At 40.3% G+C, this 15,432-nt stretch carries 12 protein-coding genes; all 12 read left to right on the forward strand.

Annotated elements, in window-relative coordinates:
- Positions 1-140: 140 nt before the first annotated feature.
- Complete coding sequence (locus DI53_RS13110; protein WP_052072398.1) at positions 141-1,805, forward strand: tetratricopeptide repeat-containing sensor histidine kinase; 1,665 nt, start codon at positions 141-143, stop codon at positions 1,803-1,805.
- Between the two features lie 13 nt (positions 1,806-1,818).
- A complete protein-coding gene (locus DI53_RS13115; RefSeq protein ID WP_037500304.1) occupies positions 1,819-2,484 on the forward strand; it encodes a response regulator in 666 nt (221 codons plus the stop codon).
- A 139-nt stretch (positions 2,485-2,623) separates the two neighbouring features.
- Positions 2,624-2,803 (forward strand): hypothetical protein, encoded by a 180-nt coding sequence (locus DI53_RS19870; protein ID WP_157836779.1) that lies wholly within the window; start codon positions 2,624-2,626, stop codon positions 2,801-2,803.
- A 175-nt stretch (positions 2,804-2,978) separates the two neighbouring features.
- The gene (locus tag DI53_RS19980) at positions 2,979-3,734 is read left to right on the forward strand and encodes a DUF805 domain-containing protein (RefSeq protein ID WP_081939455.1); all 756 of its coding nucleotides are present in this window, start codon (positions 2,979-2,981) and stop codon (positions 3,732-3,734) included.
- A 17-nt stretch (positions 3,735-3,751) separates the two neighbouring features.
- Positions 3,752-6,763, forward strand: coding sequence for a virulence factor SrfB (locus tag DI53_RS13125; RefSeq protein WP_037500308.1), 3,012 nt, complete (start codon positions 3,752-3,754; stop codon positions 6,761-6,763).
- A gap of 7 nt (positions 6,764-6,770) precedes the next feature.
- Complete coding sequence (locus DI53_RS13130) at positions 6,771-9,554, forward strand: virulence factor SrfC family protein (RefSeq protein ID WP_037500310.1); 2,784 nt, start codon at positions 6,771-6,773, stop codon at positions 9,552-9,554.
- A 3-nt stretch (positions 9,555-9,557) separates the two neighbouring features.
- Positions 9,558-10,316, forward strand: coding sequence for a hypothetical protein (locus tag DI53_RS13135; protein ID WP_037500313.1), 759 nt, complete (start codon positions 9,558-9,560; stop codon positions 10,314-10,316).
- Positions 10,316-10,882: a hypothetical protein gene (locus tag DI53_RS19675; RefSeq protein WP_052072399.1), complete on the forward strand. Its 567-nt coding sequence runs from the start codon at positions 10,316-10,318 to the stop codon at positions 10,880-10,882. The genes DI53_RS13135 and DI53_RS19675 overlap by 1 nt, the downstream gene beginning before the upstream one ends.
- Positions 10,883-10,944: 62 nt before the next feature.
- Positions 10,945-11,931 carry a hypothetical protein gene (locus DI53_RS13145; protein WP_037500315.1) on the forward strand — a complete coding sequence of 329 codons (987 nt, stop codon included), beginning with the start codon at positions 10,945-10,947 and terminating at the stop codon, positions 11,929-11,931.
- An 11-nt stretch (positions 11,932-11,942) separates the two neighbouring features.
- Positions 11,943-13,265: a TRAFAC clade GTPase domain-containing protein gene (locus tag DI53_RS13150; RefSeq protein ID WP_037500318.1), complete on the forward strand. Its 1,323-nt coding sequence runs from the start codon at positions 11,943-11,945 to the stop codon at positions 13,263-13,265.
- Positions 13,266-13,273: 8 nt separating this feature from the next.
- Positions 13,274-14,674 (forward strand): hypothetical protein, encoded by a 1,401-nt coding sequence (locus tag DI53_RS13155; RefSeq protein ID WP_131555272.1) that lies wholly within the window; start codon positions 13,274-13,276, stop codon positions 14,672-14,674.
- A gap of 37 nt (positions 14,675-14,711) precedes the next feature.
- Complete coding sequence (locus DI53_RS13160; RefSeq protein WP_037500324.1) at positions 14,712-15,431, forward strand: hypothetical protein; 720 nt, start codon at positions 14,712-14,714, stop codon at positions 15,429-15,431.
- The last annotated feature ends 1 nt before the right edge of the window (position 15,432 follow it).

The raw sequence follows: 15,432 nt of genomic DNA on the forward strand, positions 1-15,432 counted from the left end.
CTTAAGGACAAAAAACAGAAAAACCCCGCCATTTTTTTATGACGGGGTTCTTTTCTAAAAGACCTTTTTAGACGGCCTCTTTTTATTAATATCTTGATTTAACTTTACATTTTAAGTAATTTTGAAAAAAACAGACCAACTTGAAGCCCCGATACATATACCTCGTTATCATCCTGTTATTTTCCTGTTCTAAGAAAAAAACGGAAGAATCTTCGAAAAATGAAAATCCCTACTACTACCAGGCTTACGATTATTACGCTGAACACGTCAGAGATAGCGCATTTTTAAACTTCAGTCGTGCCGAGGAGGTATTTAAAGAAAGTAATGACAGTACGGGCGTTGCCAACTGTTTGGTGATGATGGGCATCATTCAAAACCGACAAGGGGATTATTTCGGGGCACAGGAAACCGCTTTGGAGGCTCTTCTTTACTTGAATACGGAAGAACCTGAACATTTCAATTTACTAAGTACGAATTATAATAGTTTGGGTTTGGCCACTAGTCAACTTGGCGAAAAGGAAAAGGCGATTACTTTTTATTACGAGGCGATCGAATTTTCGGCAGATTCGAATAATGTGAGAACATATTTAAATAATATAGGCAGGCTCTATCAAGATAAGGAAGATTATCCACGAGCCATTTCTACTTATGGATCAGTACTGAAAAGCTCAAATTTAGACTCCATAGAGTTTGCGCGCGCTTTGACCAACTATGCGACAGCTACCTGGGAGTCTCGGAAAAACTATAACCCTGTAGCGGAGTTTTCCCATGCGCTGGATATTCGAAAGCAGAAAATGGATCTATGGGGGCAAAACTCCAGTTATGCGCATTTTGCCGATTACTATGAGAAAGTGAACCGAGATTCTTCGCTTTACTACGCGCGCCAGCAGTATGCAATGGCCAAACGACTCAAGAGCCCAGAAGATCAAGTTAAGGCATTAAAAAGACTCATCCGTTTGAACCCCGTAGATTCAATTCCAGCTTATTTTGCCACCTATCAAACATTAACTGACAGCATTCAACAGGCGCGTGCCGCTGCTAAAAATCAATTCGCCTTGATCCGCTACGAAGTCGAGAAAAATAAGTCCGAGAACTTAAGACTACAAAAAGATAATGCGGAAACAACGAACCGTCTTATCGGCCTTTCCATAACCTTTATACTTGTGGGAGCGGGCAGCGTCCTGTGGTATAAAAAACGGAGGCAACGCTTGGAATTGGAAACGCAAAATAAGATTAAAGCGAGCCATTTGAAGACATCGCGCAAGGTGCATGATGTGGTGGCCAATGGCATATACCGCGTAATGACTGAAATTGAGCATAAAGAAGATATTGATCGAAATGGTATTCTCGACCGGTTGGAAGATATGTATCATAAGTCGCGCGATATATCTTATGAGGCTGAAAAAATTGAACGCGTAGATCAGCCCTTCAATCAGGAGGTGACTAACCTGCTTCAATCATTCGCCAGTAGCCAACAAAAAATCATTATTGCCGGTAACGAACCGGAGCTCTGGGAAGCTGTCAAGACGATAGTACAGCAGGAGGTAAAGCATATTCTGCAAGAACTGATGGTCAATATGAAGAAGCACAGCCAAGCGGAAAATGTAGTCATACGCTTTTCCATGGTAGATCATTATTTACATATGCATTATAAAGATGATGGTGTGGGGCTTCCCCGGGATATGAAGCAGGGAAATGGTCTAGCCAGTACGGGAAACCGTATAAAAAACATATGCGGCGACATTACATTTGCCAGTGAACCAGGAAAAGGACTTCGGGTAGAAGTCATCATCCCTACACTTTAACACGACAAAACATATGTTTAGAAAAGTACTCATTGCGGAAGATCACGAGATCGCTAACATCTCCATTCAAAAAACGCTACAGGATTTTGGTATACAGGAGGCGAAATATGTCTACTATTGCGACCATGCTTTGACCTGGATAAAGAAAGCGCAGCGCGATGGCGAGCCTTATGACCTTTTAATAACCGACCTTATTTTTGAAGACGATAATACGCCACAGCAGATCACCAGTGGTATAGAGCTCGTGCAAGCGGTGAAACAAGTTCAGCCTGATATTAAAACCATTGTTTTTTCTGCCGAAAGTCGGTCGCGGGTTATCGATGATCTTTTCAGCAATAATCAGATTGACGGGTATGTCCGCAAGGCTCGTCGTGATGCGCAGTATCTTAATGAAGCATTGAAAACTGTATACGCCAATAAAATATATAAATCCCCAGACTCTGCAGATGGCGCTCTTGTAAAGAACAGCCATGAGTTCACAACATTCGATATCCATATCATATCCTTACTGGCGCAGGGGGTGCCGCAAAAAAATATTCCCTACTATTTACAGCAGAAAAACATCAAGCCTTCCGGCCTTAGTAGCGTAGAGAAACGATTAAACCTGATGCGAGACGTCCTCGACTTTTCGAAAAACGAACAGTTGGTAGCCTATTGCAAGGATATCGGTCTCCTGTAATAAAGGTGTAAGTGCATTACGGTTTCCCGTAAGGAAAGATCTGTGCCGTTGGCTACCTTTGCTGCGTTGGCAGGATAAGTCATGAAGCAATACTACATACATACAAATGCACAGCTTGACGGACAGCATGAAATTCATCATGAATACTGCATCTATTTGCCGAAAGAGCAGAACAGGATCAGTATCGGGAGTTTTGCATCGTGCCGAGATGCCATTCGTGCAGCTGAAAAATATTATACAAGCGTGGATGGGTGCAAGACCTGCACCCGAGAGTGCCATTCCCGCTAAAAAAGGTCTTAGTGTTCCGTTGTTAACCTAATAGTGCGCATGGTGTGGGGCTGTCGTCGGGCAGCCCCTTTTTTTGTTTGACAACCAGTCAACTAGCTCATATTATCATTTTTTTCATTTACGGGAACCCGTAAAGAAGCACGATATCCATCCGCTACTTTTGTCATCAACTGCTAGGAATTAACGATTATTAATTGAATGCTTCGATGAAAAATTACTTTTACATACTTGAGGGCAGAAGGGTCGGGCCGCTCTCCTTTGATGAAATCACAGCTGTCCCAATTTCGGAAGAGACATTGGTTTGGTATGATGGATTAACAGATTGGCAATCTGCCGGAGAGCTAGACGAGTTCCGACAGTTTTTTCATCCTATTAAAGGACTGGAGACAAAGGTTGAAGAAAGCAGTTCTCCTATTGATGATTTAGAACTAATTGCTGAAAAAGAACAAATTTTCGCTCAACCTGCTCCAACAGAAGATCATTTTCAGACCGCAGTCAACAATTTACCGCTGATAAAAAATAACGAAGAACGCGAACCCGAAGCTTATTACACGGAGCAACCACACGGTATTGATGATCCATTCCGAAACGGAAGTTATGAGTCTATTTATCCTGCACAAGCAATGTTTTCCGCCCCCTTTAGCTTTAAGGGTAGGATTAGGAGAACCGAATACTGGCTTAGTTTGATTATTGCGTATGCATACTTAGCTTTAGTTGCTGCATTTTTAGCTCAGGATAATGAGGCCTCTGAAGGTGGAGGCATCGCTTATCTACTATTTTTGATTCCATTTTATTGGTTTGTGTTTGCACAAAATACAAAACGCTGCCATGATCGCGGTAACTCCGGATGGTTCCAAATTATTCCATTGTACGGTCTTTGGATGGCTTTCGGATCCAGCGATCGATTTGTAAATCAATATGGCCCTAATCCCAAGGGCGTTAATCTACAACCAAGATTTTAACAATATTATTTTAATACATGAAAAGGATTTCTTTGATTGCTAATTCTAGTATTCAATACTACAAATATGAGGTTAATATCGATCTCGAGTTTGGTAAGGAAAACAGGCTTTACTATCACCAACCATTTGATACCAACTTTTTTGATTTTATCCTCGATCCAGTTTTTAAAGTTCGAAAGGACGGAAACGAAGATTATTACCGTTTGCAGGAGCTTATTGACAAAGGTTTCGTGATCAATAAACGTTTAAAAGACGACGCCGACTTAAGTGCTTGTAGTGATATGCTCACAGAAGTTTACGAAGAAAGTAACCTCAAGCAGACGCTTAAACAATATCAAAATAAATGGATTCCATTACCAGTTTTTAAGGATAATGCTATCAACAGGGATCTGTTATACCCTACAGATTGGGTCCGTGTGTTTTTTACATGTAGTGAAGACTTCTCGATGGCAAAAATCGTGATTGCCGTGGATACGTCGCTTGCTAGAAGTGAGAATGATAAAACAGGCCCGCAGCTAAGCAACAATCCCGATGAGAATGTTTTCCGTATCCAATCCGACGAAATTAATCTCAGCAATTTTTTGTTTACCCAAGACAATTCGATCGGATGGATAGATCGATATTTGGCCGATTTGTTTTACGATAAAAATGAGGAAGAACGGTACACGCACCCCATCAAGAAATATGTAGCCAAATATATGCTTTTGGTCAAGTGGCTGGCAGCGCAAACTGAGTCGCCCGAGATTCAGCTTTTTACCGACAACATCAAGAAGAAAACCGTCGACCTTGTCATTGATATTGGTAATTCGGCAACATGTGCCTTATTGTTCGAAAACAAAGATGATGAGAGCTTTGATTTTGATAGTGTCAAAAAGCTTATTATACAGGATTATACCAATCCGCATTTGGAGTACAATAATTCATTTCCCATGAACATGGTGTTTAGCGAATCGAGCTTTGGCAACATCGATAAAGACCATTATCACAACAATAAATTTATTGTTCCTAGTTTGACCCGTATCGGTTTTGAAGCCGAGAAGCTGATCAATTCTGCAAGCACAAATTTGGACCTTGGCTATGAGCTGAAAACCTATAATTCAAGCCCGAAGCGTTACCTCTGGGACGATCAGATGAGCGACCGCGAGTGGGAATTTCAACCGGCGAAATCCAGTCGGGTAAAGAAAGTTTATCTGAATGGCATTTCTGAACAGCTAAGTCTTGACGGAAGTTTAAAGAATGCGAAGGGAGCATTTGGAGCGAAGTCTATGTTTTCTAGGGCTTCCTTGATGAAGTTTGTGTTCTTGGAAGTATTGATGCATGCGCACGTACAGATCAACTCCTATAAGTTTAGGGAAGAACATGGTGAAATGACCATGCCTCGAACGATTAAACGGATTACCATATCGTGCCCGACAGGGATGATTCAGCACGAGCAAATTGCACTTCGAAAAGCGGCAGCAGAAGCTTGTGATCTGCTGGATGGTTATCAACGTTTTTATTTTGATCAAGACGAAAATACAAACTGGTTTAAAAAGCCGGAGATTATCCCCTCTATCGAGGATATCGCCAAAAAGCGCAGTGAACTGGACGATAAAAAAGACTGGATGTATGATGAGGCAACTTGCAGTCAGCTGGTCTTTGTCTACAGTCTATTTTCAAAAAAATTGAGAAGCAACAATTATGTCATCGATCATTTTTTATTCAACAACAAGAGTACGTTAAAGATTGCATCCATAGATATCGGCGCAGGCACAACAGATATTATTATCAATCAGTACCAACTCAAAACAACGCATAAAATACAGGAATTGATTCCACAGCCGCTATTTTGGGACAGCTTTAAACTGGCTGGCGATGATCTTCAGAAGGAACTTATTCAAAAAATCATTATTCGCAATTCATATAAAGACTCCGAAGATGTGACATTGGGAGGCATAGAAAATTATGGAAGATCAAAGGGTATTGTAGACATACACAATCGTATCAATGGATTTTTCGGGGAAAATTCAAATAATATGGGCTATGTCGCAAAGATGATGCGTAAATCTTTTGTTCACCAAGTCGCTCAGCCAATTGTCCTGAAGTATTTAGAGCAGGCTAATCAGCAAGAAGTGCTAGAAATGTCTTTCGAAGAAATGATAGGAGGCAAATTTGACAACATAGCCCTCGTAAAATATTTCGAAAAAGTGTTTGGATTCAGCTTTTTGGAAATCCGATGGAAAATATCTTCCCTGGCTGTCAATGAGATTGTCTCGAGCGTATTTGAAGGACTGGTTCGTCAGATGTGTCTTGTAATTAACCAATTCGAGTGCGATTTTGTTGTGCTTTCTGGAAAGCCTGCCTCTTTATTAAGTTACGAGGAACTGTTCAAAAAATATCTATTTGTTTCGCCTACTAATGTCATCAATCTTAATACGTATTGGATTGGAAAATGGTATCCCTTTGCAGACAATTTAGGTAATGTTGATGATCCTAAGACCATTGTGGCCGTGGGCGCAATTATCGCGTTAATGTCTGCTAGACTCAAAAAAATCCAAGACTTCAATTTAAATACCGTCGAATTGACCAAACAACTAAATTCGACAGCTGACTACATTATTTCTAAAGCGGAGAATGTAAAGGAGGTCATTTTGACACCACAAAAAAATGAACAGACATTCCTAATTAAATCCATTCCTTTTGAATTCGGTTATGCCAAGTATCTGTCCCGTAATTATACCTACTCAGGCATGTATAGATTGACTATAGATCCTAAACAGATGGAAGAAGTCATCAGGAACAGGTTTGTTGGCCGCGATGCTCAGTTTTATGAAGAACAGCTTGACAGAGAACGTGGTGAGATTTTACGCCATTTGCCACTGAAAATCACGATCTCTAGAGACTGGGAGGAAAGTAAGGAAATATTAAAAATTGAACACATCGAGGATAGTGAGGGCAATGAAAAACCTGGGCGTTTCTTCCAGCTGCACTATCAAACCTTGGATAGTGTACAGGGATATTGGTTAGATACTTGTGAATTTGTTTTATAGTAAAGAAATGTCGAATAATTATTCTGATTTAGAAATCAAACTTATTAAGGAATTTATTTCCGGTAAGATCGACCTGATACAGGGGTCGATTCAATGGGCAGACAGAAACCTGAAATATGAAGAACGCAATAAAGCGCTTCTCACATTAAAAAACAGCCTGAATACCATCAAAAAGGTCCAAAGTAATATTGGTAATAAACCGGTGATTGCAGTATTTGGTGCCAGTCAGGTGGGGAAATCATACCTAATCAAAAATTTGCTAAGCGAAACTGGTAAACCTTTCGAAATTGAACATGATGGTGCGTATTACGACTTCTTAAAGCAAATCAATCCTCCTGGTACCGGAGCCGAAAGTACAGGATTGGTAACGCGATTTACGATCGACCAAGACCGCTTGTTTCCAGATTTTCCGATTAAGGTGAATTTGTTGACGCCTAAAGATATTTTGTTGGTTTTGTTCGACGCATTTTTTCTGGATCTAAAGAAAATCACATCCTTCCCTTCGAAGGGAGAATTTGAATCACACCTCAAAAAACTCGAACTGGAGGTGACTGAATTTCAACAGGAATTTTTGAGCGAATTTGAGGTGCTGGAAATTAAGGGATATTTTGAGAAGAACCTTTCCCAGCACACCATCTTGTTTGAAGGACTTTATGAAACCAGGTTCTTTGAACGAATTGGCCGTATTATTCGCCATTATGCTGCGGAAGAGTGGTTTAGGGTATTTGACATTCTTTGGAATAAGGAAACATTGCTGACTGAGCTTTTTATTAACCTGATCAAAAAACTAGAACGGGTGCAATTTGCAGCTTACGGCTTTATTAAGTTTGATAACGTCCTGCGTGAGGGTGGGGCAATTTTGGACGTTAAACGGTTGGGGGAGCTCCAAGATGATTCAAATGATAAAATAACCATCTTTAAGCTGCGAAATGGTGCAGAGATTCAGATCCACGTTCCTGCATTATCGGCTTTGATTGCTGAACTTGTATTCTCCATTCCTCGAGAACTAGTTGAATCCAAAGAGTTTTTAAAGTACAATGATCTATTGGATTTTCCGGGGGCACGTAGTCGGCTAGCATTGGAGCAAGACGATATTATGGCAAAAAATATTGACGCGCTGTTACTCCGTGGCAAAGTATCATATCTATTCAACAAATACTCTCTGGATTTCAATATCAATAATTTACTGTTCTGTACAAATGACACGCAATTAAACGTGAATGAAATTCCATCTTTGTTATACAATTGGATTGAGAATAATGTTGGCGGTAGCATGGAAGAGCGAGCAAAATCTCTTCAAGGAGCAAGTTTACCAACCCTGTTTGTCATCTTTACTTTTTTCAATAATCAAATAAAGTTTGACACGACAAATGACGGGGAATATCTGGAATCTACCGAAAAGCTGAATTATAAGTGGCATACCCGGTTTGAACGTTTTTTCGAACAGGAGATCGTTACCCAATCTCGTAATTGGCATACCAAGTGGACATCAGAAGAAGATCTTTTTAAGAATTTTTATCTGTTGCGGGATTATAAATACTCAAACGATACGTTTACTGGATTTGAAAAGGCCGGCTATGAAGAAGGAATTCATCCAGAAAGGGAGAACTTCTTGAAAGTGATGAGGCACTCGTTTACACGTTATGGTTTTGTGCAAAACCACTTTTCAGATGCAGAAAGAGCATGGGATCAGGTCGCCTCCGTTAATCGTGACGGTTCGGCCCTGATTATAGAATCATTAGCAAAGGTAGCGGGTAATAAGACGAAAATCAATCATAACCTTCAAAAGTTAAATGGAATTTTAACCAAGATCCAGGAGGAACTGGAACGTTTTGTCTATAAACATGATGTGACCCTTATGCGGGAAACGCAAATGCGCCAGGTCAATCAATTTCAGTTAGCGTTTAATGGTGCGTTAGTAAAAGATCTAGGATTGTTCAATGCCTTTATCCATTGTCTATCCATCAATACATCCGATATTTTTCAACTTTTGAACGAGCATATGGTGGTGGATACGAGCAGTAAGATATTGAATGAAACTACACAAGAATCTATTTTGTTGGTTCAATATCCCGAACTGAAGCAGGCCAAAACAAAGGAAGAGATGTTGACTATTCTTCAAAAACACCTTTGGCTTTCTTCCCATAAAGCGGTTGAAGATTTTTTAACCGATAGCGGCATATTCATTAATGAACTCTTTCATCAGGAAGATAGTAGCTCTTCAAAATCTGATTATTATGTGCAATTAATTATAGATTCTTGGCTGGCGAAGATAGACAATTTGGATCAATATAACGTTTTTATTGACCATGGACTCCATCGAAATAGCCTAACCTTTTTGGTGAGTTATTTCAAAGAACTGCTAAAAAAGCGCAAAGTTGTCGACCGGATCGTTCGGTTATTAAATGACATTATTTCAGAAATTGATGTAAACCATGGTTATGAAATCTTCTTGACAGAAACATTCGCCTTAGTAATCAATGAACTGATCTTCAATTTTGATGTCAACTATTTCACGGAGGAAGAGAAAGAAGAGGCGCGAAGCATCTTGGCATCTAATCCCAACCGGTTTTTTGAACGTAAACTTGATACATCTAGCCATGCAATCTCCGCATTGTTTGATGCCGGACAGCTTGATGTACGTACAACAGCACTGCAGAAATATAACAAATGGATCGAATACCTGCGCCTTTCACTGTTGGTCAATGCGGGCTATATCGATTACGATGAACAGGCAAATCAAGAGCTCAAACTCTTGGTCGAACAATATTCACCTTTTGAATTGGTCTAAGAAATGCAAAAATTTCACTCCATAGCAACCGATAGGTATATCCCCTTATCTTTTGACAATGCGTATCTGTTTAGTCAATATGACCGGATCAGCAATTTTTTGGTTTTTAATCTGGATAAAACCTATCGAAATTTTTTGGCCAAGCCGGTCAAAAGCAATTATGAAATTGATTGGTACAGTGTGCATACGGATCTCCAGCCTATAGAACAATCGGACCATCGCGAGTTTGGATTGAAGCAGTACTGGCTGGTTTTTGAAGAGCTTCAAAAGCAGGTTGAAGAGCTCTTGCGAAGTAATGACTCCAATGTGCAATATTGGGGAGCGATCCTTAAGACGGTCCTTAATCCGGAGGACAATCTCATTTTTACCAATGGAAAGGATATCAGTATTGTGTGGGGATGGAAATTCGAAAACAATCAAAATAGTAAGCCTAACCTTTTGATAGACAATGTTCCCGATGCACTGTTGCCGCCGCAGATTCCAATAGAGGAACCGAAGCTCGATATCGAAAAACAGCCAATGACAGCAAAGACGCAAACGGAGAAGATGGTGAGCGATGAGAGTAATACTGATGCAGCACCTCGACACGCGTATTTTTCCCCAACTATCGAGCAACAGGACATAGCGGTAGCAGCGACTAAAAAAGCGAGGTTATTGACCTTCCTGAAATATATCGCGGTTACCTATTGGTGGGTACTCATCCTCCTTCTTGTACTCATCTGCTTGGTTTTCTTTTTCAAATCTTTAACAATCAAATCGTAATGGAACACGTTAAAAGCCAATCATTCGCCAACAAGTGGTGGTGGCTATTTTACCCCATATTGTTTTTGCTCGTTGGTATGCTCATCTATGCCTTATTATGGAGCCCCGATGGCTCTTTGGATATATTACGACAAGAATTGCGTGATTGCCGTGAGCAGCACACTATCGCATACCGTGAGCAGCTGGACAGTATTGAAAAAATGCTTCCGGAAGAAACGCAGCAAAATCAGGAGTCACTTGAACTGGATGAAAACCAGAAAGCTGCTACCGTTAACTGCGATGCGCAAGTTCAATCTGGCGGACATGGAATTACAAAGACCAAACATATTATTGGCGATGAATCGGGACGTATCATCCTGCAGTATGACACGAAGGAAATTCCTGATGAGATTAAAGTCTTCTATGATGGGAGATTAATAGCGGACACGAAGGGGCTTGTTTCTGGGGCGGGACAACTAGAATGGAAATACGATGCGGCACAGAATAAGCCAAACTTTTGCTATGTGGAAGTGTCTGCACCGACGCAAGAAACCGTGTGGGAGTACATTGTCAATTGCCCACTTTAACGTGACATCAATTACAAATATACCATTCAATTAAATCCTTATATAACGAAAATTAAACCTTTATGAAACAAGAAAATTTTCTGTTTGTGGATGTGATTTCATCCCTATTTTTGCTCATCCTGTTACTGTCCAATTTCTTCGGATTGTATTACATAGCAGATGGCAGCATACTACCGAGCTTAGCTGTCAGTTTGATCATAGTTATCTTTTACTATTTCGTGTTGCAGTTGCTCAAACGCAACAAAGAGCGCATGCTCAATCAGGGATACCGCAAGACTCCAGCCAGTGCCTTTTTTATAGTTTTTATTGTATTCGGTCTCGTTAGCTATGTCTTCATGGTTCATTTAGTAAACATCGAAAAGAACGCTAAAAAGGTGCTTCAAAAAGATGCGAATGAAAAACAGGCGCTTCTTGAAAAGCTAGTCACGCAATATGATGCACGTGCGAATGAATCGTTACAAACTTTTGAAGCTCAATTTAAAGGCAAATTACAAGCTTATAAAAACCAAAGAAGCAATATCCTGCGCAATGAACTGAGTAATGAACCATTTAACCTGCCAGAGGCTATTTTAAATAGCCCGTCAACCAGCATTGATGTAGCATCCAGTACGAATGCGATATTACATGTCTACCAAGTACAGCATGGCAATAATCGTAAGTTGTTGGATAGCATGGTCTTAAAAAAGGCGGAACGCTACAATCAAACTTTTCAGCAATGGGACAGGCTTAATTTGGCTGTAAATTATTTGGCGTTGCATGATTTTGTGAAAAATAGCGCGGATTTGGTAAATGCGAAAATTAAGGAATTACCGCTGGATAATGAACCGATAAAAATATCGATCGATGATGAGGAACTACCGTTGAATAGCCCAATTGCATTAGCGAAGATCTATTCACCAGATTATCTGTTGCCCCTGCTAATCATACTTATCATGCATGCCTTTATCTTGATACCTTATTTTACATATCGGGTCCGCAAGTATAATAGCCCTCGGCAGAAAGATGCGGAAGTCGAAGTTATTAACCGGGGCGGAACGATAGAACTTTAATACCTAAAAAGATGAATAAACATAAAAAGCAACACATTTTATCGAACTGTAATAGCGTTCCATTGCTTGCTTTGGATCAGGCACTTGTGCAGGGATTCATTGCATTTGAAGAGCTGGAACAACATGGTTTGAAAAGAGATAAGTTGAAAGAACTACAGCTTCTGGATGATAGCCGGAACGGAAAAATTGTATTGCCGCCGCCAATTCCGGGTGCACCAATAATGGATTTTGAGTTGCCAGCCATGCCAGCCATGCCCGTAATTCCTGGCATGCCGCCGCTGCCTTCGATGACTGCTGCAACGGCGCCGATGCCAACTAGCGAGTCGCTGTTGGAGAAAATTAAGAATAATGAGGTATCTGCCGACGATATCAAAAAGCTTATTGCCGACAAGAAGCTCACTTTTGATTATCTGGAAGAAATTGGCGTCGAAAAAAGAGTTGTTCAGGCATTAAAATTTTATAGCAGTGCCTCAGGCATTACCATATTTAAGAAAATTGAAGATCTGCCGCCTATGGAGAGCGGACGGACGGATCTCTATATGGTCGGTATGCCGTTCTCCGGTAAGTCAACGATATTAGCAAGCTTGATCAAACATGCCAATAAGCAAGGGATTCTTATGCACGATAGCTATAATCCCGATGGCAATAAGTATTTGGAAACCTTAAAGCGAAATTTAGATTATGGTATACTTCCTATTGCTACAGAGAAATCGAGTTACAACTATATTGCGACTTCACTTAAAGATCCCGCCGGCACAACGCATCCATTCAATATTGTGGAGGTGCCAGGAGAGAATTATGTCAAAATTTTCAACCAAGGAGTTGATAATTCAGAGATTCCGGACTTTATCGACTACGTCAAGAGTAACAATAAAAAAATCCTGATTTTTGTTATTGACGCATTGTCACATGATAGACGCTTTGAAGATCAGAATTTGTTCAGCGCCTTAGATCAAAGCATTGCTTATACCAATATCATTTCCATTTTTAAGCACGCTAAAGTCTTGGAAAACACAGACGCCGTATATTTCGTTGTCAATAAGTTCGACTATATCAAGCAGACTAGGTATGTGCATGATGATCGCGCCGAAAGCGAATTAGCACTGGATTATATGAACCAAGAGTTTCTTTCGCTGATCGAAAATTGTAAAACCGCGCGAGTAAATTCCAGAAACCAGTTTAAGATCAAAATATTGCCTTTTTCCATCGGTAGTCTCGTTTACGAGAAGATTGTGACTAGGATTGAAGATAAGTATCCCGAAGAACTGGTGAAAAACATGTTAGAAGATAGTTTTGTCGTGAAAGGCGGCGCATTTTGGAAAAGATTTTTTTAAGAAATATTATGGATACCACACAATATAGAAACAAGGTAAATCTTGTGATCGAGCGTACGCTCAATGGGTTAGACTACGACTATGTCTCGGCAGGTTTAAACAGGAATGAACTGGAGAAATTGCAACTTTCATTTGATGAGAGAAATCAAGTAGGTCAGTTTAATGAGGGATATTGTTACTCGGTAAAGCGGACCAACCAGCATGTGATATACTCTGTTATCAATACAAGTATGAAAGATAGTGCGAACCGAAAGGGCTTTTTGGCTGTTCGCCTCATCGTTAAGCACAATGAGTATATATCTAGCGTAATGCAATACTTACTGCGGATTACCACGCAATATATCAATCATATAAAAGACAACAGCTTAAATAACCAGGATTACGATCTTATTTTGGAGGAGGCTGCACGGAGTATTAAACAGAACGATGGTATTAATCCGGCCATTGCACCAGATAAAACCATTTTCTATCAGTTTCTAAATCTCACCTTGGATCAAAGCGAAGCTTTCAATAATCCCAAATTGGCGTATGCTACGAAGGTCTACTTCCTTGACGAGCAGTCTATACATAATGAAGTCGTAGCGAAACAATTCGGGTTTCAATCCGTAGAAGATCTATTTGCTAAGATTCGGAAAATTACGTTTAACAATACCACAACAAATGGATTGCGCGTCAAGATCAATGAGCAGGAAATTAGCTTATCAAAAGATCAATTTGTTCTTTGTCGAGCAGATGATCGGATTCAATACAAACTAACATTCGACACGCGCTATAAAGAAGTTTCCATTTTTGAGGGCGAAGTAGAAGTCCGTCCCGAAGAGATTATATTGCCGCACCGTTCTGCAAAGGAGCCCAAGCGAAATTCAACTGCCGTAATATGGGCGTGGATTATAGGCCCGCTACTGGGTATCGCAATCGGCTTTTGGGGTATCGATTTTGCCGTGGATTGGTTTGGAATAGAAAACAAGCAACAACAAGATGATCTGGTATTAGAGGTCGAGCAAGCCGATAATTTTTCTTTCAAAATCGATACCTCAAAAAATAACATGCTTCAGCTATTCTTCGTAGATTCTCTTGTAAGCGAGTATATTTTCATTTACAATGGAAAGGCAGAAGGGTGGAAGTTCTACAAAAGCGGTGGTGAAAAAAATGCGGAACAATTAACCAGAACTAAACTAAGAGCGATTTTTAAAGAAGATTCTACTCGTGTTGAACGCTTTCGCGACCATCTTATCGGATGGGTACCGAGCGAAATTCCAAACGAGCCAACCCAGAAAACACAGCCGGACTCACGCCCTGCCACAAACATCGATAACATCGCTTTAAGAACAAAAACTAAGTTAACTACAGTACGGAACTCCAGTAGGTCAACAGCCGATGATACTGCCAGGTCTGCTGAAAAGAAATAGCAACAGTGTTTGCATTACTAAGTTAAAACGACATGCCATGAATCAAAAATATAGAGGACTTTATTTTTTAGGCGCTACCCTTGGGGTTGGTTTGCTGATTGTCGGTCTGATGAAATTAATGAGTTCCAGCACTGTTTTGCCGAGTTCCTCCCGGCAGCAGTCCGTTGCTATAGCAAGCGGACACAAGGTCTTGGAAAATAAAATTAACGAGCTATCTGTGGACAATATCAGTCCGGCGCAATACAACAACCTGCTGATCGAGATCGATAATGCCGCCTCGCAGAAGCTCTTCAATAAGGCTATTCAAGATATGCTTTTGCAGCAACTGAATGATAAGTATACCGAATTGTGTGCAGCGCGCATCAATGTGTTACTTCGTGCAGATTCTGTAAAACAAGAGGAAATCAATAGTTTAATTGCACACATGGAAAGCACGTTCGGAACGACTCGGGAAATTGCTACTATCAAAAATAAAGTGAAAGCATTAAATTATTATACCCAAGTTTTACCGCAAAAAGTAAATGCTCTAATCAATCAAGGCTTCGCGGAGTTCGAAAACAGAGAGTATACACAGTTGGTGAACGAACTAAAAAACATGCCCAATCTGGAGGGGAGTCTTAAAAGAAAGAAATCCGTCATTTCCGTTCGAAACTCCTGCATAAGCAAGCTTCAGCAATTTTATAGAAACTACGAAAATTGGAACTTAGATATGAGTAATATAATACTTATAACGTCTAAGAAACTTATAAACGCATAAA

This window comes from Sphingobacterium deserti (assembly GCF_000757725.1).
Taxonomy (GTDB): Bacteria; Bacteroidota; Bacteroidia; order Sphingobacteriales; family Sphingobacteriaceae; genus Sphingobacterium; species Sphingobacterium deserti.

What these genes read in the sequence shown, in the direction of transcription:
- DI53_RS13115 (WP_037500304.1), top strand. Translation starts at nt 1,819, where the DNA reads ATGTTTAGAAAAGTACTCATTGCGGAAGATCACGAGATCGCTAACATC.
- DI53_RS19870 (WP_157836779.1), top strand. Translation starts at nt 2,624, where the DNA reads ATGAATACTGCATCTATTTGCCGAAAGAGCAGAACAGGATCAGTATCG.
- DI53_RS19980 (WP_081939455.1), top strand. Translation starts at nt 2,979, where the DNA reads ATGAAAAATTACTTTTACATACTTGAGGGCAGAAGGGTCGGGCCGCTC.
- DI53_RS13125 (WP_037500308.1), top strand. Translation starts at nt 3,752, where the DNA reads ATGAAAAGGATTTCTTTGATTGCTAATTCTAGTATTCAATACTACAAA.
- DI53_RS13130 (WP_037500310.1), top strand. Translation starts at nt 6,771, where the DNA reads ATGTCGAATAATTATTCTGATTTAGAAATCAAACTTATTAAGGAATTT.
- DI53_RS13135 (WP_037500313.1), top strand. Translation starts at nt 9,558, where the DNA reads ATGCAAAAATTTCACTCCATAGCAACCGATAGGTATATCCCCTTATCT.
- DI53_RS19675 (WP_052072399.1), top strand. Translation starts at nt 10,316, where the DNA reads ATGGAACACGTTAAAAGCCAATCATTCGCCAACAAGTGGTGGTGGCTA.
- DI53_RS13145 (WP_037500315.1), top strand. Translation starts at nt 10,945, where the DNA reads ATGAAACAAGAAAATTTTCTGTTTGTGGATGTGATTTCATCCCTATTT.
- DI53_RS13150 (WP_037500318.1), top strand. Translation starts at nt 11,943, where the DNA reads ATGAATAAACATAAAAAGCAACACATTTTATCGAACTGTAATAGCGTT.
- DI53_RS13155 (WP_131555272.1), top strand. Translation starts at nt 13,274, where the DNA reads ATGGATACCACACAATATAGAAACAAGGTAAATCTTGTGATCGAGCGT.
- DI53_RS13160 (WP_037500324.1), top strand. Translation starts at nt 14,712, where the DNA reads ATGAATCAAAAATATAGAGGACTTTATTTTTTAGGCGCTACCCTTGGG.